This window comes from Paenibacillus sp. FSL H8-0283, from assembly GCF_045040675.1.
Taxonomy (GTDB): Bacteria; Bacillota; Bacilli; order Paenibacillales; family Paenibacillaceae; genus Paenibacillus; species Paenibacillus amylolyticus.
In genome coordinates, this window is record NZ_CP150295.1 from 6,202,189 (window position 1) to 6,226,787 (window position 24,599).

The window sequence follows — 24,599 nt, forward strand, 5'->3', positions numbered from 1 at the left end:
ATTTATTTACAGATTCTTTTGATCTAACAGTTACCAATGTCACATATAAGTTTTTTTATAATCAAACCACTTCATTGCGCATCAATGTAAGCTTCACAACTATCACAAAGTCCGTCCTCTTCTTGGTTTAGAGTTTTATCACATCTCATACAAAATCCTAATGAATTTACTGTGCCACAATTAAGGCATTCTCCCATGCTATACCTTAACGTACTCTCTCCGTCTGACTCTTCATCGCTTAGATAATATACCGAATAGGATTCACAATGATGACAAGGTACATTGGCTATCTCATCCTCTGTGATTTCTGGAAAATCTGAAGAAATCAGAGATGATAAGAACTTTTCCATTTTAGACAATCCAGAGGTGACCTCCCAATGATCTTGAACTAAAGGCATATAATTTGTTTGCTCATCGTTGTACTCTGCCTCTCCATTCGTATAATAGAGATCAAACATTTCCTCTTTATCATTTGTTATTACACGCAATGTTACTGTACTTGTAGCTCCTGCAGAAGAATCAATATCGGGTAAGACAATCACCTGTATATCATCTCTTGTTACATTGTGCTCAATTGTAAATATAATGGACTCTTCATTAAGAGTAGGTTCATTATATAAAAATTCCAAATCCGAGCGATAATAAAACATATCTTTTATGTTATCAAAACTGGCAGTCAAGTTTTCTTGGAATTCTTCAATAATCTCACTCTCATCAAGAATACGAATGCCAGTTGCTTCTTCTACAGATTCTCTCCAATCATCAGCTTTTTGTCTTTCACTCACTTCAGCCTCAAATCTTATTTCTTCCAAGTAACTTGCTGCTTCCGTCTCCGTATATGCATCAAACTTCTCCTCGGCTTCTGCAATCAATTTTTGGAGCTCATCCATGCTTTTATTGAACTTATCCCTCAATTTTAAATCTATCAGTTTATTATGAGCAACATGATTTCGATCTGTAGTAAATTCATTCCACAGGCCACTAAATTTTCTGGAGTCACAGGAAAACCAAGGAAGAAAATAATCTTCCCAAAAATCTTTATCTACTTCCATTTGTTCTTCTAATTTTTCTAATAGATTAGGGTGCAACTTCTCGATTGATTTAGTGTTAAAGAAAATACTATTCATTATGCTTTGGAAAAGGAAAAGCTTCTCTTTTTCGTCTCTAGTTAAAGCATTTAGTGGCTCAGCAAAACCCTCAAACGGATTCATTTCATCAGGTTCGCGAAAAATGCTATTCCTCTTCAACTTATATGTCTTATAATTCAGTATTCGAATTAAATCGCCTGTATCAATAGACATCAGATTAGTATGTATATTGTCAAAACTAGGAGTGCGACGTCTATATTGATCACTTCTTTGGTTATACTTATTGATCAAATCATAGGGCATATATCTATCCCACCAGTCCCCCCCAAGCTTAAAAAACATTATGCTGTTGATCAGTCTTCTTAGAGAATTTTCTACACTATGTACTTTCTTGTACAATTCTTCAGCAAAAAGTTCAGATTGAGTGTCCTCTAACCAAACACATTGCTCCCAATCAGCAATCATTGAATCTTTAATTTTTATCTTAAGATCATGTAACTCCAAATTCGATGAATCATTAGAAGGAAGAATAACATCTACTTTAAGCTGGACTGTTTCATGAGTTGCTGCAACTGTAAATGTTACAAAAAAATCTGTTTGCTTATATTCAAAAGTACACTTACGTATTGTTTCCTTGTTTGAATAGAACTCTAAACTGTTAGAATTCAGATCTGACTTTACTTTTTCCATAATTTGTTCCGTATAGGAATGAAACTCAAAGTTCCTGCTGTTTTTCTTATTAATCATTACAAACTTTATCATCAGCCAATTCTCCTTTAGAAAATATCCAAAATGATTATTTTAATCATCATCACAAAACTTTAATTTTCTCTTACAAACATCGCATTCTACTTGAATCACAAGACCAATGGCTGTGGGAATAAAAGTGTACGAGAACTTCGCCCCTGAAACATCAATAGGTTTACATGAATCCCAATTTTTAATTTGTTCTATCATATCATCTGTTATTTCGAATATCACCTAATTCACTCCTAATATTGTTATTATCATCTGAATTTAATTAAAAAACAGATCTAGACCATACATACACTGCTCATTTAGATTGTTGTAGACTCATATTATCCCATCAAACGCTTACGCTCATGATACTGTTCCGTTGTTTCAATTACCTGCTCAATCATCGCACGACTAATAGGTAACTTTTCTCGTTTAGTGTGAATCATCGTCGTACAATGAAGCTTTTGTACTATTATGGAACGCGATATACGACATCACTGACTTGGTCAAGTCCATAAACTAACCAATAGAGATCTGTTTTAAATTGATCGTGAAGTGCCATAACAATGTCTAACGAAGGTTTATATTTATCTAGTTCCAACTCACTCAGTGTCCCCTGAGAAACCCCAATGATTACTGCGAACTCCGTTTGATTATACTTATGTAGCTTCCGGATGCTTCTAATTCGTTCTCCAATGGTGGACAAATTAACAACCCCCTACAAATTAAAGAACAGTCCTGATGACATTTAATCATCAGGACTGTTTAATATTACTCTACAAGTTATTGATTTTATTAATCTTGATCATCATTTCACTTACCAACTATATTGTAACTGAACAACGATAAACTAATTTGTACAGAATACCTTACTCAACCGTTACACTTTTCGCCAGGTTACGTGGTTTATCTACATCATGACCCAGTGCCAGGGAAGCATAGTATGCCAGCAATTGCAGCGCAACTACAGACAAAGCAGGGCTAAGCAGTGGCAGCGTCTTAGGAATCGCAAACGCTTGGTCTACGGATTTCAGCAATGGTGCTACGTGCTCTTCGTACGTAATTGCCAATACATCTGCGCCACGTGCTTTTACTTCCTTAATGTTGCTCACTGTTTTCTCAAGTACGTTCTCCTGCGTTGCCAGGGCAATAACAGGGATACCGTCTTCGATCAATGCAAGCGTACCATGTTTCAACTCACCCGCAGCATACGCCTCGGAGTGAATATAAGAGATCTCTTTCAGCTTCAAAGATCCTTCTTGAGCTACTGCATAGTCAAGACCACGGCCAATGAAGAAGAGATGTTCATGTTTGGAGATTTGCTCTGCATATCCTTTGATTGCTTCCGCTTGCTCCAACATGGATTCCACTTGCTCAGGCAATGCTTGCATTGCTGCCAGCGTGTGTTCAATCTCTTCTGCAGATTGAGTACCACGAACTTGTGCAAGGTACAGACCAAGCAAGTTAAACGCGATCAATTGCGAAGTATACGCTTTGGTAGAAGCTACTGCAATTTCAGGACCTGCCAATGTTGCGATAACATCATCTGCATCACGTGCAATGGAGCTGCCCACTACGTTTGTGATTGCCAGTACATGTGCACCATTGGATTGTGCTTCACGCAATGCAGCAAGCGTATCGGCAGTTTCACCGGATTGGCTCACTACAATTACAAGTGTATCTTTGTGCACGATTGGGGAACGGTAACGGTACTCGGAAGCCACATCTGTTTCAACCGGAATACGTACCAATTGCTCAATCACTGTACGTCCAACCAGACCTGCATGGTACGCTGTACCACATGCAATGATTTGAACGTTACGGATATTTTTAATTTGTTCTTCAGTCATTTTCAACTCAGGAAGTTGAACTTTTTTGCCTTCATTATCGATGCGACCCAGCATAGTATCACGATATGCTTTTGGTTGCTCATGAATTTCTTTCAGCATGAAGTGCTCAAATCCGCCTTTTTCTGCGGTTACAGCATCCCAATCGACACGAATCATTTCCCGAGAAATAAAGTTGCCTTCAATCGTCATCAATTCGACAGCATCATGTGTCAATACAGCCATTTCGCCATCATTCAGAATGTACACGTTACGTGTATGTTCCAGAATTGCCGGGATGTCGGAACCAATGAAGTTCTCGCCTTCACCAATACCAATAATCAATGGGCTTGCTTGACGCACTGCTACGAGTTTCTCTGGCTCATGCTCTGTCAATACACCCAGTGCAAATGCGCCACGCAACAACGTGATCACTTTTTGAACTGTTTTGACGATATCACCATTGTATTCACGTGCGATCAAGTGAGAGATAACCTCAGTATCTGTCTCGGAAGTGAACGTGTGACCTTGAGCCATCAATTCGTCCTTCAGATCCAGGTAGTTCTCAATAATACCGTTATGCACAACAGAGAACTTCTGGCTTCCATCTGTGTGTGGATGAGAGTTCTCATCCGATGGTTTACCATGAGTTGCCCAACGTGTGTGTCCGATTCCGGCATTACCTACCAGTGGTGCACCATCCAGCTTGGCTTCAAGGTTCGCAAGACGACCAAGAGCTTTCGTGATTTGCAGACCTTCCGGTGTGAATACTGCGATACCTGCAGAATCATAACCACGATACTCGAGTTTCTTCAATCCTTCAACCAATACCGACTGAGTGTTCTTATTACCAATATATCCAACAATACCGCACATAATTTATTTCCTCCGTTTGTATATGAATACTGTGTCACGAAGAGAAACAGGCAGAGGCGGCATATCGGAAAAATGAGTGATTGCCTAGCGTTTCATGAATACTTGGTACTTATTCAATTATCAATGATCAGAGCGACCTCGTGTCGCCCCGCTGTCATCATAAGCTGTAATGAATGCAATCATGAATGTACATCATTTTCCCGTCCGCGTACTGTTTACGCTCTTCACGCACATTCATTTGAATTTTAGTTTAACTCTTGCACCTGCACCGGCGCGTTGTGTGGACAGTCACCTATCCATTTTCCGCAATCCGGTTTACGGCTCTGGTGCTTCACCGGGAGGTCCCCGCCGAACAATCCGAACACCTCCACCTCGTCAGCTTGATTGCCGTTGATCTTAATCAGCGTTCTTCAACCTAGAAGAAATCCTGATCAACATCATCCCGCGCAACTCCAAGCTCTGGCGCTTGTATAACTGTAACCTTACGTTCCTCACTTTCTGTGTCTGAATGACGACTCCACTCATTATATGCACGTCAGGTCCATTTTGCAATGGAGCAAAGTACCTGTGACAATTTTAGCATATTTACCTACAATCCCGACCGGATAAACGGACCTATGGTCTCATCAGGCCGGGACGCAGGAATATCCATCTTTAGAGGAAATTCAAAAAGTCCGCTTTTGATTACGAATCATGCCTATTGGCATAATCAGCATCGAATATGAAATTCAGCCGAAATGTCCGTTGCTCACGTAGTTTCCCTACGCTCCGCTACTCCATTTCTATCTTCATTCCATCTTCTCGGTACTGAAAACCAGACTTTTTGAACACGCACTATATGTCCTAAATCCTGTTATATCATACCCTTTATACACAACAATTCCCTTTAGAAAACCGTATGCACATGGGATTTCTTCCGGTCCTATACCAGCTCTTTTTGCACCACATCTGCGATTTGAGACACAAATTGTTCAAGTTCGTCTTTATCTGGTCCTTCCGCCATAACACGGATCAGAGATTCAGTACCTGAAGCACGAACGAGTACACGTCCATTATCCCCGAGTTGTTGTTCTACTGTAGCAATAGCTTGCTCGATTGCAGCATTGCCCTCGTATTTGCTCTTATCTTCAACACGCACATTCACCAATACTTGTGGGTACTGGGTCATTAGCGCTTTTAGTTCACTCAGTTTTTTACCGGAAGCCTTGAGCGTATCCACGAGTTGAATCGCAGTCAGCATACCGTCTCCAGTTGTATTGTAATCCAAGAAAATAACATGGCCAGATTGTTCTCCACCCAAGTTGTAACCGCCGCGACGCATTTCCTCCATCACATAACGATCACCTACTGCCGTTTTAGCTGTTTTCAGTGCAAGTTTCTCTGTTGCTTTGTAGAATCCGATGTTACTCATAACGGTCGATACAACAGTACTGTCCTTCAACTTGCCTGCACGATTCATCGCATCACCACAGATACACAGAATGAAGTCTCCATCCACCTCAGCGCCTGTCTCATCAATAGCAATCAGACGATCCGCATCCCCGTCAAAAGCAAGACCCAGATCTGCTTTATGTTTGAGCACTTCTTGTTTCAGGTTCTCTGGATGAGTTGATCCACATTGCTCATTAATATTCAGGCCGTTAGGCTCAGCGCCAATGGCAATGACTTCTGCTCCTAGTTCACTAAACAATTTTGGTGCCAGTTCATAAGCTGCTCCGTTTGCACAGTCCAAAACAATTTTAAGTCCAGAGAACGATTCATTTACAGTTGTTTTCAGGAAATCAAGATAACGATAACGGGATTCCTCATCTGTTGTTACAGTACCCAGCCCGCCACCAACTGGCCGTGGCAATTGATCTGTCTCCGCATCCATCAGTTCTTCAATCCGGTTCTCTGTTTCATCAGACAGCTTGAAGCCATCTCCACCAAAGAACTTGATTCCGTTATCCTCAACCGGATTGTGGGAAGCCGAGATCATCACGCCCGCGTCAGCTTTCAACAAACGTGCAATATACGCCACTCCCGGAGTGGATACAACGCCCAGACGGATCACATCAGCGCCAATGGACAACAGACCTGCAACCAATGCGGATTCCAACATCAATCCCGAGATACGAGTATCCATGCCAATAACCACTTTTGGTCTTTCCACACCACCTGCAAGCACGTAACCACCACAACGTCCAATGCTGTAAGCCAGCTCTGCCGTTAACTCTTTATTGGCAACCCCTCTTACACCATCTGTACCAAAATATTTCCCCATGATTTAACTCCTTCTATTCGCATCATATACGAGCACTATTATTATTTTTTTGAGAATTTTAAAATTAGAACGTTTACGGATTCGCGCCACTTTTACTGCCAGTACCGCTGTTATTATTATTTAAATTACCTCGACTGCTTGTGCTCCCCTGTTGACCCTGATCCTGAGTATCCGTATTCGATTCCGTTTCTTCTTCATCAGGAACAGGCTCTGTTTCCCCATTTTCAACCTCGGCTGGTGTTGGGTCAGGTGCTACCGTTCCCTCGTCCGTCGGTTCTTCGCCAGGAGTGGTCGTGGTATCTTCAGCCTTTTCGCTAATTTTGACCGTCGCACTTAATGCAGTGGATGATTCATCCAGTTTGGCATAACGGGGCAGGTCGGCTTCAAGCTTGATCTCATGCGTTCCGACCGCAAGTCCAGCAAGATCCCCGGTTAACGTGAGATCATCACTACTCAGACCCTCAAGCATACTTGCTGAGCCTGTAAGTGTGAGGTTCAGACCGCCGCTTCGAGGCGTAACCAGCGTCCCTTCCAGTCCATTCCCCGCACCGGTAAGTGTGATGGGGACGTTCGGAAAGACTTTGGTTGTCTCCTCTGCCTCGTCAAATGGTGATATGGTTACCTTGATCTGAATCGAACTAGGCTCGATTTTCTCAAAACCGGAAGGCGGCGTCAAGTCCACGTTAACTGTCGATGTACCCGACTGATCAAACTGTGTAAGATCAAGGGTTACTTGGTCGTAGGACTGTATACCTGCAAGCGCATCCTCTGATCCATAAACCGAGACTTCTTTCACGTTTGGCTCTACCGTGGAGAGTACCAGGCCTTCCGGAAGCTGTCCCGAATATTTGATTCTTAAGGGTACAGATGTATAGGGCTGATTGACCGGAACTCGGACTTCAACCGTTTGAGGCGTTATAATCGCATTTTCAAGGACCTTGCCTTCAGCATCGTATGCTTGAAGTTTCACTTTTTTCTGTATGACATCTTCCTTGGCATCTTTCACGCTCACACTGCCCTGGACCTTCGCTACAGCCTCGAGTTGCCCTTCGGGCAGAGTTACCTTAACCGGCGTCGAAGGTTCAGTTACGGGCGTTCCAGCGCTGTATCCGGCGGATGGTTCCCCTTCGGGTACAATATTCACATTGAAGGATTTGGTGCCCAATTTTTCTACGTTCACCGTAACCATGGAAGGTTCCATGCTGACCACTTCTACCCCGGAAGGCAAATCAGGTACAAGTGGCAGTGTATTGGACCCATCTTTCACCTGACTCAGATCGACCAGTACCTTGTAATCGTCATTCGTAAAAATCGATGTTAGCATTGAGCGCTGTCCTTTGATCTCCAGCCGGACCTCATCCGTACTTAATGAAGTGAGCACATAGCTGTTGCTGTCTAATCCATAAGGTTGAACAGGCACCGTACGTTCCACAACCTTGTTGGTTGTCCCTGTTGTAATCGTAGGGGTGGTTGGTACTTCATCCAGATGAATCATGAACCAGAGCAGCAGGCTCACCGCAAGCGCAAGTATTTTGGCAAAGTTATTATTGTTAAACCACTTATCCATTGTTACGTCCTCCCTTCCGTTTCCAGAAGGTTGTCCAGCCATTCTTTTTCAGATTGGATGTTGGGCGCAACTCCTCATACAGTTTGGCAATCAGCGATTCTTCCTTAATATCACGAACGACCTGTCCATTCATTGCCAGTGACACTTGTCCTGTCTCCTCGGAGACAACCAAACAGATCGCATCTGCAACTTCGGTAATCCCGATTGCTGCACGGTGACGTGTTCCCAATTCCTTACTGATAAAAGGATTCTCTGATAATGGCAAATAACAAGCTGCCGCCGAAATCTGTTTTCCCTGTATAATAACGGCTCCATCATGGAGCGGTGTATTTGGAATAAAGATGTTAATCATCAGCTCCGAGCTGACCAGAGAATGCATCTTAATGCCCGATTCCGTGTAATCGTTCAGACCTGTTTCACGTTCAAATACGACCAAAGCGCCAATTTTACGCCGTGACAAATAATTAACTGACTTAATAATCTCACCAATTAACACGGTTAGTTCTTCATCACTCGCTGCCGCTGAACGTCCAAACAGCTTACCGCGTCCCAATTGCTCCAGACCACGACGTAGTTCCGGCTGAAAGATAATGAAGACCGCAACGACACCAAACGTAAACATCTGGTTCATTAACCATTTGAGCGTATACAAGTTTAGCCACGTACTTAATGCCCAGATCAGCACAAGGAACAGAATCCCTTTTAGGAGCTGAACCGCACGTGTCCCCCGCACAAGCAAAATCAGTTTGTACATAATATAGGTAACGATCAATATATCGATAACGTCCTTAATGGACTCTGTCCACGTTAAGTCAGCAAAATAATTCATAAGCCAGCCCCCGCTATCCCCATTGATGAGTAAACCCTGATCTCATATTAACCCATTAGGATTTTATATAATCCTTTGTCTCCGCATTTTTGCATTATTTGATTTGTGCAAAATGCTTATCTATATGTAGTAGTATGTTCTCTTTAGTATCTAGGTTATAACGTTAACGTTCAGGTTGCAAGTTACGGCAGTCTCAAACTGCACATAAACATCACATTTACCATTAATTACAAAGTTTGCGTATAAAAAAAGAGTACCCCATGCAATCTGGAGGTACCCTGCTTGGTATATACCATTGAAGAATTTTACCCTGTTCTAGCGATAAGCCACTTCATTTACCATATTGGTTATTTTGTACCAGAACCAGTCCAGCGCCTGATCAATACTTTTCACCTGACCTGAAATATGCGCCGTTGAAGCCTGAAACAGTTGTCCGTCGATAACCGTCAGATTGCCGTTCACATCACCATATACTTGTGCGGTTCCATTTTCTATCGTAAGATCGCCAGCAATTGACTTACCTTCAGGAACAATAACCGTGTTACCCTGAATCACGATCTGGTCCAGATTATTTCCCTTAACAACCATTTCGTTATTCTGATTCCAGAAATTCAAGGCGCTAAAGAGCATCACGACCAAAAAGAAGGCTGCCGCCGTCAGCGCGGGATGTCCTTTGACCCATTTGAGCCATGCTTGCTGTCTCTTGGGCTGGGGCAGAGCATTCATAATTCGATTGGTCAGCTCATCAGAGGCAGACGGTGAATAGTGTTTCATGGCAAAGAGTAACATTTCCGTCTGTTCCAACTCTTTAAAGCGCATGCGACAATCCGGACAGATCACAAGGTGACTTTTCAGTTCAACCTTCTGGGCCGGGGACAACGACTCATCCAAACATTCATGCATTAAAGAGACGGCCGAGTTGCAATCCATATGAGAGCCAATCCTTTCTTAAATCACTTAGTCCATGTGCCATTAAAAAGCACGCATAAGACTTGCATACATTACATACGCATCCGTTTCGGATATGTTTCAAATAATTTCGCCCATATTTAAAGGCGCTTAACATTTATAACTTATACTCCAATTTTTTACGTAGAAAATCACGGCCCCGATGAACGCGTGTCTTGATCGTTGTTACGGGCATACCTGTCACATCACTGATTTCCTGTAGCGACAAGTCCTGTAAATATCTCAGAATCATAACGGACTTATACTTGGCTGGCAAACTGTCAATGGCCTCACGAATGAGTGTCTGCGTTTCTGACAGGAGCGCTTCACTCTCAGGTGTACGATCATCACTCGGGAGCATCGCATAACCATCAGATCCTTCCTGATCATTCAGTTCAGCATCCAATGAGTATGAAGGTTTCTTTCTGCGCAGTCGGTCAATACACAGATTCGTTGCGATCCGGTATATCCAGGTTGAGAACTTCTGGTTCGGATCGTACTTCTCCATATTACGAAACACACGCAAAAACGTCTCCTGCACAACGTCTTCAGCTTCATGACGATTGTTCAGCATCCGGTATGCCAAATGAAATAGCTTGTCCTTATATAGTTCAACGATTTCTGCAAAGGCTCTCTGGTCGCCCTTGAGCACCAGTTTAATAAGCCTATTCTCCAAATTGTCCACCCTTATTCCCCCAGACATGCTGATGGGTCTTCCGTCTTCTGATACCCGTCCACACTTGTAATTCACCAATCAAATCGTAAATCAACTTTGGTCAAAAATCAAGACTGTATGACAAATATCCGCCAAAAACAGTAAAAACGGGAACTCCCGCAGGAGTCCCGTTTCATCTCTTACTCCGTAGAGCAGAGAATGGAGCTTTTTAGTTAACAAAGTAATGGGTACTTTATTACATATAATCATCATTCACAACAAATTGATAATCAACCTGTATTACGAAGTCCTGCAGCGATTCCATTGATTGTCAGCAACACTTCTCTAAGCAGTTCCGTATCATCCTCACCACGTTCACGCATATCTCTGAGCTCGCTCAGAAGTTGAACCTGCATGTAGGACAACGGATCCACATAAGGGTTACGAAGGCGAATGGATTCTTGAATAACCGGTACATCATCCAGAATTTCAGCTTCTCCCGTAATTTTCAGAATCAGCTCTTTTGTGAGCTTGAATTCGGCTTCAATCTGACCGTAGATGCGATCACGGGCTTCCTTGTTCGAAGTCATGGCTGAATATTCTTTGGCAATGACCAGATCTGCCTTGGCTACGGCCATCTGTACCGTATCAATTAATGTACGGAAGAATGGGAAGCTTGCATACATTTCTTTCAGGACAACCAGATTTTCCTCTTTATCCTGATAGTAACTTTGCAATCCTGTTCCTGCCGCATACCATGCCGGAAGCAGATAACGACTTTGCGTCCAAGCAAATACCCAAGGAATTGCTCTCAGATCTTCGAACTTGTCGCTACCCTTCCGCTTGGACGGACGTGAACCAATATTCAGTTCACCCACCTCTGGAAGCGGTGTGGATTCCTTGAAGAAGGTGAAGAAGTCTGGATCACGGAAAATCAGATCCTGATATTTCGTCAGAGATACTTCCGAAATCTCTTTGATGATGCTGTCCCAATGACGTTCGGATGCTGACTCTTGCGGCTCAAGCCCATTAAGTGCTGCTGTGATTAGAGCCGAAGTTGCCTGCTCCAGACTGCGGTATGCAATCCCCTGAAGGGAATAACGGGAAGAAATAACCTCTCCCTGCTCCGTAATCTTGATGCCCCCACCAATCGTATGTGGTGGTTGAGCAAGAATACTGCGGTTGAGTGGCATGCCGCCACGTCCAAGAGCCCCGCCACGTCCATGGAAGAACTTCAGCTTAACGCCGTGTTCATTGCCTACAGCCGTGATGGCATTCATCGCTACGCGCAGTTCCCAGTTGGCAGTAACCACGCCGCCATCCTTGTTACTGTCTGAATAACCAAGCATGATTTCATGCAGTTCATTCCGTCCTTTTACGCTTGCGCGGTATACAGGAAGGTTGAACAGCTTCTGCATAATGTCCGAAGCCGCATGTAGATCATCAATCGTTTCAAACAGCGGTACCGCTTGAAGTGTAGATACAACGTCACCGTTGTGACCTTTGGTGAATAAGCCCACTTCTTTGGCAAATACCATAACCTCCAGCAAATCACTTGCGCCCTGCGTCATACTGATCAGGTAACTTGTGATACAGCCGTTCCCAAATTCGTTCTGGGCACGCTTGATGGTACGGAAGACATCCAGACACTCTTTGGTTCCCTCCGTGTATTGGTGATAAGGAGAAGTAAGTGGACGTGGATCATCCAGCAAACGAGCAAGCAGATCGATTTTACCGTCTTCAGTCAGACGCGCATAATCCTCTACAATGTTCATTTTCGCCAAAATCTCAGACATCGCATTTTCATGTTCCTTACTGTGCTGACGCACATCCAATGCTGCGGTATGGAAACCAAACAACTCGACTTGACGAATCATTTTGCGAATGGTCGTATCTGCTACGTAATCGGCAAAATGATGGCGCAGACTTCGATCAATAATCATCAGTTCATCAATCAAATCCTGTGCGCTATGATAACGGTCAGGCTGACCTAATTTGTTTTCATCCAGTACATTGTTCAGCTTGGCAATCATATAAGCCAATTTGATGCGGTATGGCTCTTTTTCATTCCGCCAGATATCCACTTTTTTCAATGTAACAGAATTACGATCCTGCTCAATCGACTGCACCAGCTCATCCGATACATGAATGATGTTTGTGCTGAAGCTGAGATGGCCCATAAGTTCAATCATAATCCGTTGGTATTCACGCAAAGCAAGCTTGCGTTGCATCAACAGTGTCTGCCATGTTACATCTGAAGTTACCGAAGGATTTCCATCCCGGTCTCCACCGATCCAGGAACCGAACCGCAAATACGTCGGCACATGCCAGTCATGGTCAGGATAAAATTTGTTCAGGCAGCGTTCCAGCTCCTGATATACATCCGGAAGTACGTGGAACAACGTTTCATGAAAGTAATACATCCCGTTCCGCACTTCATCAAGCACAGTCGGTTTGCGGTCGCGAAGTTCATCTGTCTGCCAGAGTGTAATAACCTCATTCAGCAGCTTCTCACGCAACTGTTCACGTTCACGCAACGTCAGCGTAGGATTATCAAGTGACATGACATCTTCGGATATCCGTTTATGGATGTCCAGAATAACCCGGCGCATAGCTTCGGTTGGGTGAGCTGTCATAACGAGTTCCAACGACAAATCGTCGAGAATCTCTTCCACCTCTGTATGAGACAGTCCACGTTCCTTAAGATCCTGTACTGCTTTCTCAATCGATCCTGGTTGCACAGCGTCCCCAGCAGAACGTTCATAATCCCGTTTACGCCGGATCCGATGGTTTTGTTCAGCAATATTAACTAATTGAAAATAAATAGCGAAAGCCCGAATAACCTGGTGACGATTGTCCGAGTCTAATTCCTGGATCATCGTTTTGAACTCTGCATAGAGTTCTGGCAGAAATTCTGCACGTAACGACTTGCTCGTTTCCCGAATCTTCTCAACGATATCTAGAAGCTCCGTGCCGCCTTGATGGACAAGAACTTCTCCGAGTATATTGCCCAGGAACCGCACGTCTCGCCGAAGCAGGTTGTTGGATTGGCTTTTGCTGGCGGTTACCATAGTTTCAGTCATGCTTATCCTCCCATCTGATCGTTCCATTCGTACACGTAAATTTGACACCTTCATAACATCATACAATAAAATGGTACGAAAATCTTTATTTTTCTACTAGAAAAAATGGGGATTATCCCCGATTTACAGCACAAAAACACGCTTTTTTATTCATTTTCTTGTTCTGCTTCAATTAATGGTCATATACTGTCGCATGATACCTTTTTCACGTACTTTAGATAAATCAAAAGTCTCATACCTATTCTTAAAAACTCATAAATATACAGTTCTTTTAGATATGATCCCATGTACCTGATATTAAGGTTAAACCGCATAATTTCATTGTTTGAGAACAGATGATATACAAAGAAACATGACCGGCAAAGCAAGCTTTTGTATACTTTACCACAGTGACGCAATAAATTAAAGATGTAATTATAATTTTCTTCCCACTACAGTCTGCTTACTAGGCAAGTTTCTTATGTATGTTGTTATTCGATTGGACTCAAAGGTATATCTTAACAGACTATTTCTACATATTGTCCTTGTCTTCTTGGGCAGATTAATCTGTAGCTCTAACCAAAAAGGAGGAATTCAAATGATGAAGAAAGGTACTACAATTATTGCTTCCGTGCTTCTGGTGGCCGCGATGGCTGGCCCTGCTGCTGCTGATGGTCATATGTCCAAAGGAATGGATACAACCGGCTCACGTGTCCGGTCTTATCAGGACACCAACTACATGGACCGCACAAACACTAATTCCAACATGAATATGAACATGGATGGAAACTACCGCAACAATGGTGACTATCGTACCAACAGTGTTCGTGCAAACGCCACAACAACCGACCGTGACAACGGCATGGATTGGGGCTGGCTCGGTTTGCTGGGACTGCTTGGATTAGCTGGCATGCGTAAAAGAGTGACGGATCACAACGAACGTTAGATTGTACTCACATCACGTTACAATAGCTGCTACGTCTTAGAAGCAGCTCATCGACAGAGATAAACAGAAGAGCCAAGACCTCCCTATTTGGATAGCAAAGGGGTCTTGGCACTTTTTTAAATGAACCTGTATTATACTTTACATAAATTATTATATAAAATAACTGCTGATTATTTCGTTAATAAAAATAAAAAAGCCTCTGCATCTGCAAAGGCTCTTTCATTATGTCCTGTAAGCGGGTGATGGGAATCGAACCCACGCTATTAGCTTGGAAGGCTAAAGTTCTACCATTGAACTACACCCGCGTAAACAAAAATCGGGATGACACGATTTGAACATGCGACCCCCTGGTCCCAAACCAGGTGCTCTACCAAGCTGAGCTACATCCCGATACTAAAAAAATAATGGCGCGCCCTGAGAGATTCGAACTCCCGGCCTTTTGATTCGTAGTCAAACGCTCTATCCAGCTGAGCTAAGGGCGCAAAAATATTGGAGCGGAAGACGGGAATCGAACCCGCGACCCTCGCCTTGGCAAGGCGATGCTCTACCGCTGAGCCACTTCCGCAAATAAAGGATGCGCGTGGAGGGACTTGAACCCCCACGTCAAAGACGCTAGATCCTAAGTCTAGTGCGTCTGCCAATTCCGCCACACGCGCATATGATGGTGAGTCATGAAGGGCTCGAACCTTCGACACCCTGATTAAAAGTCAGGTGCTCTACCAACTGAGCTAATGACTCATACTAAAATGGCTGGGGATATAGGATTTGAACCTATGCATGACGGAGTCAAAGTCCGTTGCCTTACCGCTTGGCTAATCCCCAATAAAAATATGGTGGAGGCTGAGGGGATCGAACCCCCGACCCTCTGCTTGTAAGGCAGATGCTCTCCCAGCTGAGCTAAGCCTCCAACTATATGACCCGTAGGGGATTCGAACCCCTGTTACCTCCGTGAAAGGGAGGTGTCTTAACCCCTTGACCAACGGGCCCCATTTCCAAAGCTCTCAACCGGGATCGAACCGGTGACCTCATCCTTACCATGGATGCACTCTACCTACTGAGCTATGAGAGCAAATGGCTCCCCGAACAGGGCTCGAACCTGTGACAACTCGATTAACAGTCGAGTGCTCTACCAACTGAGCTATCAGGGAATAATATGCATTTGCAGGGCAAATGCAATTCATCGTACAACGTCCACATGCAGAGCCTGTTTTCTATGTATGATGAAAGAGTTCGCTTGGCGGCGTCCTACTCTCCCAGGACCCTGCGGTCCAAGTACCATCGGCGCTAGAGGGCTTAACGGTCGTGTTCGGGATGGGTACGCGTGGAACCCCTCCGCCATCGCCACCAAACGCGTAGCTTACATTTCAGAGATCGTTCTCTGAAAACTAGATTCGAAACGGAACACGCGAATTACAACTTGCTATTGGATAAGCCCTCGACCGATTAGTACTGGTCAGCTCCATGCATTGCTGCACTTCCACCCCCAGCCTATCTACCTCGTCGTCTTCAAGGGGTCTTACATACTGGGAAATCTCATCTTGAGGGGGGCTTCACGCTTAGATGCTTTCAGCGTTTATCCCGTCCGTACATAGCTACCCAGCGGTGCTCCTGGCGGAACAACTGGTACACCAGCGGTACGTCCATCCCGGTCCTCTCGTACTAAGGACAGCTCCTCTCAAATTTCCTACGCCCACGACAGATAGGGACCGAACTGTCTCACGACGTTCTGAACCCAGCTCGCGTACCGCTTTAATGGGCGAACAGCCCAACCCTTGGGACCTACTTCAGCCCCAGGATGCGATGAGCCGACATCGAGGTGCCAAACCTCCCCGTCGATGTGGACTCTTGGGGGAGATAAGCCTGTTATCCCCAGGGTAGCTTTTATCCGTTGAGCGATGGCCCTTCCATGCGGTACCACCGGATCACTAAGCCCGACTTTCGTCCCTGCTCGACTTGTAGGTCTCGCAGTCAAGCTCCCTTATGCCTTTGCACTCTTCGAATGATTTCCAACCATTCTGAGGGAACCTTTGGGCGCCTCCGTTACTCTTTAGGAGGCGACCGCCCCAGTCAAACTGCCCACCTGACACTGTCCCCGCACCGGATTACGGTACCAGGTTAGAACCTAGATACGATCAGGGTGGTATCCCAACGTTGCCTCCACGCAAGCTGGCGCTCACGTTTCAAAGGCTCCCACCTATCCTGTACAGATCGTACCCAAATTCAATATCAAGCTGCAGTAAAGCTCCATGGGGTCTTTCCGTCTTGTCGCGGGTAACCTGCATCTTCACAGGTATTAAAATTTCACCGGATCTCTCGTTGAGACAGCGCCCAAGTCGTTACGCCATTCGTGCGGGTCAGAATTTACCTGACAAGGAATTTCGCTACCTTAGGACCGTTATAGTTACGGCCGCCGTTTACTGGGGCTTCGGTTCACAGCTTCGGATTGCTCCTAACCACTCCCCTTAACCTTCCAGCACCGGGCAGGCGTCAGCCCGTATACTTCGCCTTACGGCTTCGCACAGACCTGTGTTTTTGCTAAACAGTCGCTTGGGCCTTTTCACTGCGGCCCCCTCGTGCTATTCACACTACCGGGGCACCCCTTCTCCCGAAGTTACGGGGTCATTTTGCCGAGTTCCTTAACGAGAGTTCTTCCGCGCGCCTTAGAATACTCTTCTCGCCTACCTGTGTCGGTTTGCGGTACGGGCACCATCACCTGGCTAGAGGCTTTTCTTGGCAGTGTGAGATCATGACCTTCGCTACTATAATTTTCGCTCCCCATCACAGCTCAGCCTTACAATGTGCGGATTTGCCTACACATCAGCCTTACTGCTTAGACGGACATCCATCAGTCCGCGTCACTACCCTACTGCGTCCCCCCATTGCTCATAACGGCTTACGGTGGTACAGGAATTTCGACCTGTTGTCCTTCGACTACGCCTTTCGGCCTCGCCTTAGGTCCCGACTTACCCTGAGCGGACGAGCCTTCCTCAGGAACCCTTAGGCTTTCGGCGGATCAGATTCTCACTGATCTTTTCGTTACTCATACCGGCATTCTCACTTGTATAATGTCCAGCGCTCCTTACGGTACACCTTCAACCCTTATACAACGCTCCCCTACCCCTGATGCAAAGCATCAAGCCATAGCTTCGGTGGTGTGTTTAGCCCCGTTACATTTTCGGCGCAGAGTCACTCGACCAGTGAGCTATTACGCACTCTTTCAATGGTGGCTGCTTCTAAGCCAACATCCTGGTTGTCTGTGCAACTCCACATCCTTTCCCACTTAACACACACTTGGGGACCTTAGCTGATGGTCTGGGCTGTTTCCCTTTTGACAATGGATCTTAGCACTCACTGTCTGACTCCCGGAAGTAAGTCTATGGCATTCGGAGTTTGACTGAGCTTGGTAACCCTTGCGGGCCCCGCACCCAATCAGTGCTCTACCTCCACGACTCTGTTTTCCGAGGCTAGCCCTAAAGCTATTTCGGGGAGAACCAGCTATCTCCGAGTTCGATTGGAATTTCTCCGCTACCCCCACCTCATCCCCGCATTTTTCAACATGCGTGGGTTCGGGCCTCCAGTGCGTGTTACCGCACCTTCACCCTGGACAGGGGTAGATCACCCGGTTTCGGGTCTACGTCCACGTACTAATTCGCCCTATTCAGACTCGCTTTCGCTGCGGCTCCGGCTCTTCACCTTAACCTTGCACGGGAACGTAACTCGCCGGTTCATTCTACAAAAGGCACGCCATCACCCCTAAAACGGGCTCTGACTTTTTGTAAGCACACGGTTTCAGGTTCTATTTCACTCCCCTTCCGGGGTGCTTTTCACCTTTCCCTCACGGTACTGCTTCACTATCGGTCGCTAGGAAGTATTTAGCCTTGGCAGATGGTCCTGCCGGATTCATACGGGGTTTCACGTGCCCCGCACTACTCGGGATCCGTCTCGGAGGGAACCAACTTTCAACTACAGGGCTTTTACCTTCTTTGGCGGGCCTTTCCAGACCTCTTCGCTTAACCGGTTCCTTTGTAACTCCATGTGAGACGTCCCACAACCCCAAAGAGCAAGCTCTCTGGTTTGGGCTTCTCCGCGTTCGCTCGCCGCTACTGACGGAATCACTATTGTTTTCTCTTCCTCAGGGTACTTAGATGTTTCAGTTCCCCTGGTATGCCTCTACATAACCTATGTATTCAGTTATGAGTAACTGGAAATTACCCCAGCTGGGTTTCCCCATTCGGACACCCCCGGATCAAAGCTTGCTTACAGCTCCCCGAGGCAGTTTCGTTGTTCGCCACGTCCTTCATCGGCTCCTAGCGCCTAGGCATCCTCCGTGTGCTCTTAGTAGCTTAACCATTTTGTTCCGGTTTCGGTCGCTCGCTTCCCTTGATTTGGACTACGTCCAAATCCAAAAGTCACTCTCACCCGATACCATCACAAAAGCAATTTAACTACCTTTATACACTTGACTTGTTTGCACAAGTTCAGCTTAAAGGAATGTTCTAATTCGCGTTTGTTTCGTTTCGATATCTAGTTTTCAAAGAACAAACTTGTAAAACTTTTTTGGTGGAGCCAAGCGGGATCGAACCGCTGACCTCCTGCTTGCAAGGCAGGCGCTCTCCCAGCTGAGCTATGGCCCCATATAAAGTTTAAAGGTATATATGGTGGGCCCTGGTGGACTCGAACCACCGGCCTCACCCTTATCAGAGGTGCGCTCTAACCAACTGAGCTAAGGGCCCACATTACATATACTATTTGAACCCAAAATGGGTTACGCTTGGCGGCGTTCTACTCTCCCAGGACCCTGCGGTCCAAGTACCATCGACGCTGAAGGGCTTAACGGTCGTGTTCGGGATGGGAACGTGTGGAACCCCTTCGCTATCGCCACCAAACGTTTGAGAGTTTGAGCTCTCAAAACTGAGCAACGAGTGAGTTGCTTGTGCTCTTCAGTTCATCCACACCGAAGTGACGGACCGAAATGAATCGCTGTTGCAGGTTCTAAGAACCTGCGTATTTGAATGTTTCCGTTGCAGGAAACGATTCTCCATAGAAAGGAGGTGATCCAGCCGCACCTTCCGATACGGCTACCTTGTTACGACTTCACCCCAATCATCTATCCCACCTTCGGCGGCTGGCTCCTTGCGGTTACCCCACCGACTTCGGGTGTTATAAACTCTCGTGGTGTGACGGGCGGTGTGTACAAGACCCGGGAACGTATTCACCGCGGCATGCTGATCCGCGATTACTAGCAATTCCGACTTCATGCAGGCGAGTTGCAGCCTGCAATCCGAACTGAGACCGGCTTTGTTGGGATTGGCTCCATCTCGCGATTTCGCAGCCCGTTGTACCGGCCATTGTAGTACGTGTGTAGCCCAGGTCATAAGGGGCATGATGATTTGACGTCATCCCCACCTTCCTCCGGTTTGTCACCGGCAGTCTATCTAGAGTGCCCACCCGAAGTGCTGGCAACTAAATATAAGGGTTGCGCTCGTTGCGGGACTTAACCCAACATCTCACGACACGAGCTGACGACAACCATGCACCACCTGTCTCCTCTGTCCCGAAGGAAAGATACATCTCTGCATCGATCAGAGGGATGTCAAGACCTGGTAAGGTTCTTCGCGTTGCTTCGAATTAAACCACATACTCCACTGCTTGTGCGGGTCCCCGTCAATTCCTTTGAGTTTCAGTCTTGCGACCGTACTCCCCAGGCGGAGTGCTTAATGTGTTAACTTCGGCACCAAGGGTATCGAAACCCCTAACACCTAGCACTCATCGTTTACGGCGTGGACTACCAGGGTATCTAATCCTGTTTGCTCCCCACGCTTTCGCGCCTCAGCGTCAGTTACAGCCCAGAGAGTCGCCTTCGCCACTGGTGTTCCTCCACATATCTACGCATTTCACCGCTACACGTGGAATTCCACTCTCCTCTTCTGCACTCAAGTCACCCAGTTTCCAGTGCGATCCGGGGTTGAGCCCCGGGATTAAACACCAGACTTAAATGACCGCCTGCGCGCGCTTTACGCCCAATAATTCCGGACAACGCTTGCCCCCTACGTATTACCGCGGCTGCTGGCACGTAGTTAGCCGGGGCTTTCTTCTCAGGTACCGTCACCTTGAGAGCAGTTACTCTCCCAAGCGTTCTTCCCTGGCAACAGAGCTTTACGATCCGAAAACCTTCATCACTCACGCGGCATTGCTCCGTCAGGCTTTCGCCCATTGCGGAAGATTCCCTACTGCTGCCTCCCGTAGGAGTCTGGGCCGTGTCTCAGTCCCAGTGTGGCCGATCACCCTCTCAGGTCGGCTACGCATCGTCGCCTTGGTGAGCCGTTACCTCACCAACTAGCTAATGCGCCGCAGGCCCATCCCCAAGTGACAGATTGCTCCGTCTTTCCAGTTCTCTTCAGGCGAAGAAAACAATTATTCGGTATTAGCTACCGTTTCCGGTAGTTGTCCCAAACTTGAGGGCAGGTTGCCTACGTGTTACTCACCCGTCCGCCGCTAACCATCAGAGAAGCAAGCTTCTCTTCAAGTCCGCTCGACTTGCATGTATTAGGCATGCCGCCAGCGTTCGTCCTGAGCCAGGATCAAACTCTCCAATAAAGTATTGAAAAGAGCGATAAGCTCATTTTGAATCTGACGAGATTAAAAATCTCATTTGTGCTCCAGTCGATCCAAGCCAAGGCTTGTCTCAAACTTTCGCGTTTCATTCTGCAAGCAGAATGTTTACTCACTCGTTGTTCAGTTTTCAAAGATCAAACATTCAATTTAGTGCTGTTTTTCATGTTGTCGTCGTTTCAGCGGCGACTTTTATAATATATCATGTTGAAGTTCTCTTTGCAAGCATTATTTTTTCGATTATTTTCAATCGCTTTATTTTCATGCTTGTTTCCGTGAACCGCTCCTAAAAAAGGAACGAAAATTAATTTACCATATGAAATTAGAAAGGTCAACCCTTTTTCGACAAAAAGTATGAACCCCTCAGCAATTTCACATTCTCATAGTTCAGAGGTACAGCACCCGCTATGAAGAGCCGCACCTCCCTTCCACTACTGTAAATCGAATATATGACCAGCTTCAGCATTATGGCTTCGACTTTTTCAGCTTCCCACCTCTGGCGTACTTGGACAACTCTTTTGGCGGGGCAAAGCGTGCATACATGCGGAACACAGTCTTATATCGGCTCGCGATAGCATATTTGATCTCTTGGTCAAGACGATTATCACTTAGATCGAACAGCATCTCATCTAATTCTTTACGCAGCACATAGTCTAGTTCCTTGCATTCCTTCTCGTTAAACAACATACCCAGCATTAGAGTTCTCCTTTTTGTGCATAGCCTCTTTATCACACTTACACAAGTTTCATGCAACACCCCGTGCATTCTCGCTTTTGTGGGTGCTGCTGAAACCCGTTTTATTGTTATGGTCAACTTTCTGAAAATTTATGAATGCCAACCATCACAAAATTTTATCCTCTCACCAGAGTATACGTAAGTGTGCTTTCGATGATTGCTGCAACAAGAAGCAAGATGACAACCCAAAAGGATGCCGTTAGCGTCCTATTCATGAATGCTCTCCACCGGGTACCCATCGTATTTCGCTTGTCACTTCCAAGTTGTGCAAGGCTTTTGATAACCAGACCACCAAACTTCAGTCCGAAGGCGCAAGCAATGATAATGACCGGAATCTCAATAATGCCATGCGGAAGTAAACCTTTAACCACAATCTCATAGAAGCTTGCTCCATAATTCATCGTGGTGTGCACCACAAATCCAAGGACCATCCCATTGATCAGCAGGAAGATGACAGGCAGAATTCCGAAGAATATACCGGCATAGATGACAAGTACACTTTTGATGGCATTATTGAAAAAGATAAACAGAAAGAAGTTCCATTGCACATTGCCCCCCTGCTCCAGCCGTTCACTGACTTCACGTAATCCTCCGATTTGGTTCAACAACAGTTCTTCCAGTGGCCCTGTACTCACCCATCCTGCCCCTATACCAACAGCAAACAAAACTACGGACCAGATTAATGCACTACGGATGGAACCAAGATCTTTAAGAAATGTACTGAATTTTAACATAATAACCTCCTGTAGAATCTAAAATGATGGACAAACAAGGATCAGTGACGAATAACTGGGCAGTACGAGCATACATTGGAGAGTAAACAAGCATTTCTTATGGGAGAGGGGCGCTTATTGAAATGAACTCGTTCTATGTATTTAGCGGCAAAAAGATTAAACGGTACCTGATTGTCCTCGTTGCTGCCATCTTTGCGATCGGTATTATCTATCTGGAGAGAGGCAATGTCTCCGTATTCTCGGAGGAAGCACCATCCGCCGTCTACAGCGTTCCAACCGAGAAGAAGGTAATCGCACTCACCTTTGACATTAGCTGGGGGGATAAACGGACGGAGCCAATTCTGAAAGCTCTTCAGGAGAATAAAGTGCAGAAGGCAACCTTTTTCCTTTCCTCCCCCTGGAGCAAGACACACCCCGAAATTGTTACTGCCATCAAAGAGGCAGGATATGAAATTGGCAGCCATGGTCACAGACATGAGAACTACAGCAGCCTGACTGAAGAAGAAATTCGCAAAGAAATTTCGACAGCTCATAGCATTTTAACCGATTTAACGGGAAAAGAACCGAAATTACTACGTCTGCCCAACGGGGACTTTGACAAGCGAGTGCTTCAGGTAGCCAATAGTCTGAATTATCAGGTTGTGCAGTGGGATACCGACTCCTTGGATTGGAAAAACCCTGGTGTACAGACCATTGTTGATCGCGTAGTAAGCAAGGCACATCCAGGGGACATCGTACTGCTGCATGCAAGCGATTCCTCCAAACAAACGCATGAAGCACTCCCTGTAATTATCGACAAGTTGAAAAATCAGGGCTATGAATTTGTTACCGTGTCTGAGTTGCTCAATCATTCCAGTGTGGAAGGTAAGGAAGTTCGTGACCAATCCAGCGGTCAATGATTACTCAATTATGAGCTATAGCTCAAATATGTGCTTAAAAGTTGAAAAGAGCTAACCAGGTTAGCTCTTTTTGGTATGTTTTTTATGCAAAATGAATTCTATGCTCGGCTTTCTTTCAACTGTTCTGCCTTTCCACTTACACTCCGGTTCGTCGATACATCCACCAGCCTGTGCAATATCAGCATTTGGTATGCATTACATAGGAGCAAGGGAACCACAATAAATATGGTTGCAGCATTCACATCAATACGTAATACGCCGATCGTCTCCACTATGGTGACGGCAATCATGAAAAAGAGTGTAGGTACAAGCGCGGAGATATGAGTCAGCTTTACTTTAACGTAAGCGGTAACAATTGCAGCTGCCAAAATAATGATACCTAACACAATATCCGATATGCGTTCCCGGTCTCCCCCAACAAACAGGCGTAAAAACATCACGTCAAGCAGGGCTAATACCGTTAGTACAATCTGCACGATCTGCCAACCGCGCTTTGGAAATACACCTTTACCCATATAATTCAATATCAGATATGCAAAGAAACCCATTTGTGAATACACGCTGATCATAACCCCTGATCCAAATAGGATCAAAAGATACAGAAGAAAATCATTCAATCCATTTGTTTTCTCCCCGTTCACCAGCATCATAATCAATCCTGTACCCAATGCTCCCGCGGCCCCAATAAGCAAGGCTGTCCAAAACAGGAAAAACCATCTACGTAAATTCAAAAGTTTTCCACCCCCGAGTGTTTATTTTACCAACCTTCTCAGCAAAAAACCATCATTGCTCAACATATTTCCCCCTTTCCCATCACATAC

Annotated in this window: 14 protein-coding genes, 13 tRNA genes and 4 rRNA genes; 2 read left to right on the plus strand and 29 right to left on the minus strand. The window is 45.5% G+C overall.

What is annotated here, in order from left to right:
* Positions 1-71: 71 nt before the first annotated feature.
* The 9 genes from MHI52_RS27275 to ppc all read right to left on the minus strand — a co-directional run bounded on the left by MHI52_RS27275 (position 72) and on the right by ppc (position 13,873).
* Positions 72-1,850: a hypothetical protein gene (locus MHI52_RS27275; RefSeq protein ID WP_405157995.1), complete on the minus strand. Its 1,779-nt coding sequence runs from the start codon at positions 1,848-1,850 to the stop codon at positions 72-74.
* A 448-nt stretch (positions 1,851-2,298) separates the two neighbouring features.
* On the minus strand, positions 2,299-2,532 hold the full coding sequence (locus tag MHI52_RS27280; protein WP_405157996.1) for a helix-turn-helix domain-containing protein: 234 nt from the start codon (positions 2,530-2,532) through the stop codon (positions 2,299-2,301).
* 163 nt (positions 2,533-2,695) lie between these two features.
* On the minus strand, positions 2,696-4,528 hold the full coding sequence (glmS, locus tag MHI52_RS27285) for a glutamine--fructose-6-phosphate transaminase (isomerizing) (protein WP_036668148.1): 1,833 nt from the start codon (positions 4,526-4,528) through the stop codon (positions 2,696-2,698).
* Positions 4,529-5,450: 922 nt separating this feature from the next.
* Positions 5,451-6,791, minus strand: a complete 1,341-nt coding sequence (gene glmM, locus MHI52_RS27290) for a phosphoglucosamine mutase (protein WP_017692121.1) — start codon at positions 6,789-6,791, stop codon at positions 5,451-5,453.
* A 73-nt stretch (positions 6,792-6,864) separates the two neighbouring features.
* Complete coding sequence (locus tag MHI52_RS27295; protein WP_076328833.1) at positions 6,865-8,358, minus strand: YbbR-like domain-containing protein; 1,494 nt, start codon at positions 8,356-8,358, stop codon at positions 6,865-6,867.
* Entirely contained in the window at positions 8,351-9,187 is an 837-nt protein-coding gene (cdaA, locus tag MHI52_RS27300) for a diadenylate cyclase CdaA (protein WP_017692119.1), read from the minus strand. Before cdaA ends, MHI52_RS27295 begins: the two co-directional genes overlap by 8 nt.
* 315 nt (positions 9,188-9,502) lie before the next feature.
* Positions 9,503-10,117: a zf-HC2 domain-containing protein gene (locus tag MHI52_RS27305; RefSeq protein ID WP_036614042.1), complete on the minus strand. Its 615-nt coding sequence runs from the start codon at positions 10,115-10,117 to the stop codon at positions 9,503-9,505.
* 136 nt (positions 10,118-10,253) lie between these two features.
* Positions 10,254-10,820: an RNA polymerase sigma factor SigW gene (gene sigW / locus MHI52_RS27310; RefSeq protein WP_036614044.1), complete on the minus strand. Its 567-nt coding sequence runs from the start codon at positions 10,818-10,820 to the stop codon at positions 10,254-10,256.
* A 260-nt stretch (positions 10,821-11,080) separates the two neighbouring features.
* Positions 11,081-13,873: a phosphoenolpyruvate carboxylase gene (ppc, locus tag MHI52_RS27315; protein WP_076254976.1), complete on the minus strand. Its 2,793-nt coding sequence runs from the start codon at positions 13,871-13,873 to the stop codon at positions 11,081-11,083.
* Between the two features lie 577 nt (positions 13,874-14,450).
* Between ppc and MHI52_RS27320 the strand changes: the two genes are divergently transcribed.
* Positions 14,451-14,798, plus strand: coding sequence for a WGxxGxxG family protein (locus MHI52_RS27320; protein ID WP_076254974.1), 348 nt, complete (start codon positions 14,451-14,453; stop codon positions 14,796-14,798).
* Between the two features lie 234 nt (positions 14,799-15,032).
* Here MHI52_RS27320 and MHI52_RS27325 read toward each other — a convergent pair.
* The 19 genes from MHI52_RS27325 to MHI52_RS27415 form a co-directional block, all read right to left on the minus strand.
* Positions 15,033-15,103: transfer RNA gene (locus MHI52_RS27325), tRNA-Gly, on the minus strand.
* Between the two features lie 11 nt (positions 15,104-15,114).
* Positions 15,115-15,188 (minus strand) — tRNA-Pro (locus MHI52_RS27330).
* 15 nt (positions 15,189-15,203) lie between these two features.
* Positions 15,204-15,280 (minus strand) — tRNA-Arg (locus tag MHI52_RS27335).
* Positions 15,281-15,288: 8 nt separating this feature from the next.
* Positions 15,289-15,363, minus strand: a tRNA-Gly gene (locus tag MHI52_RS27340).
* Between the two features lie 10 nt (positions 15,364-15,373).
* Positions 15,374-15,454 (minus strand) — tRNA-Leu (locus tag MHI52_RS27345).
* A 6-nt stretch (positions 15,455-15,460) separates the two neighbouring features.
* Positions 15,461-15,536: transfer RNA gene (locus MHI52_RS27350), tRNA-Lys, on the minus strand.
* Positions 15,537-15,545: 9 nt separating this feature from the next.
* Positions 15,546-15,620: transfer RNA gene (locus MHI52_RS27355), tRNA-Gln, on the minus strand.
* A gap of 9 nt (positions 15,621-15,629) precedes the next feature.
* A tRNA-Val gene (locus tag MHI52_RS27360) sits at positions 15,630-15,705 on the minus strand.
* A gap of 7 nt (positions 15,706-15,712) precedes the next feature.
* Positions 15,713-15,784: transfer RNA gene (locus tag MHI52_RS27365), tRNA-Glu, on the minus strand.
* Positions 15,785-15,794: 10 nt separating this feature from the next.
* Positions 15,795-15,867 (minus strand) — tRNA-Thr (locus tag MHI52_RS27370).
* 3 nt (positions 15,868-15,870) lie between these two features.
* Positions 15,871-15,946 (minus strand) — tRNA-Asn (locus MHI52_RS27375).
* Between the two features lie 84 nt (positions 15,947-16,030).
* A 5S ribosomal RNA gene (rrf, locus tag MHI52_RS27380) occupies positions 16,031-16,147 on the minus strand.
* A 74-nt stretch (positions 16,148-16,221) separates the two neighbouring features.
* Positions 16,222-19,147 (minus strand): 23S ribosomal RNA (locus MHI52_RS27385).
* A 209-nt stretch (positions 19,148-19,356) separates the two neighbouring features.
* Positions 19,357-19,432, minus strand: a tRNA-Ala gene (locus MHI52_RS27390).
* 22 nt (positions 19,433-19,454) lie between these two features.
* Positions 19,455-19,531: transfer RNA gene (locus tag MHI52_RS27395), tRNA-Ile, on the minus strand.
* A gap of 36 nt (positions 19,532-19,567) precedes the next feature.
* Positions 19,568-19,684 (minus strand): 5S ribosomal RNA (gene rrf / locus MHI52_RS27400).
* Positions 19,685-19,842: 158 nt separating this feature from the next.
* Positions 19,843-21,395, minus strand: a 16S ribosomal RNA gene (locus MHI52_RS27405).
* The 16S, 23S and 5S rRNA genes sit together here with 13 tRNA genes alongside, the layout of an rRNA operon.
* 480 nt (positions 21,396-21,875) lie before the next feature.
* Positions 21,876-22,106, minus strand: a complete 231-nt coding sequence (locus tag MHI52_RS27410) for a hypothetical protein (protein ID WP_017692114.1) — start codon at positions 22,104-22,106, stop codon at positions 21,876-21,878.
* A gap of 155 nt (positions 22,107-22,261) precedes the next feature.
* Positions 22,262-22,879, minus strand: coding sequence for a stage II sporulation protein M (locus MHI52_RS27415; RefSeq protein ID WP_076254711.1), 618 nt, complete (start codon positions 22,877-22,879; stop codon positions 22,262-22,264).
* A 122-nt stretch (positions 22,880-23,001) separates the two neighbouring features.
* On the opposite strand from MHI52_RS27415, the gene pdaB reads away from it, so the two are divergent.
* On the plus strand, positions 23,002-23,778 hold the full coding sequence (pdaB, locus tag MHI52_RS27420; RefSeq protein WP_076254714.1) for a polysaccharide deacetylase family sporulation protein PdaB: 777 nt from the start codon (positions 23,002-23,004) through the stop codon (positions 23,776-23,778).
* 98 nt (positions 23,779-23,876) lie between these two features.
* Here the strand turns inward: pdaB and MHI52_RS27425 are convergent, their stop codons facing one another.
* Positions 23,877-24,509, minus strand: a complete 633-nt coding sequence (locus MHI52_RS27425) for a KinB-signaling pathway activation protein (protein ID WP_047841115.1) — start codon at positions 24,507-24,509, stop codon at positions 23,877-23,879.
* Positions 24,510-24,599: the final 90 nt, after the last annotated feature.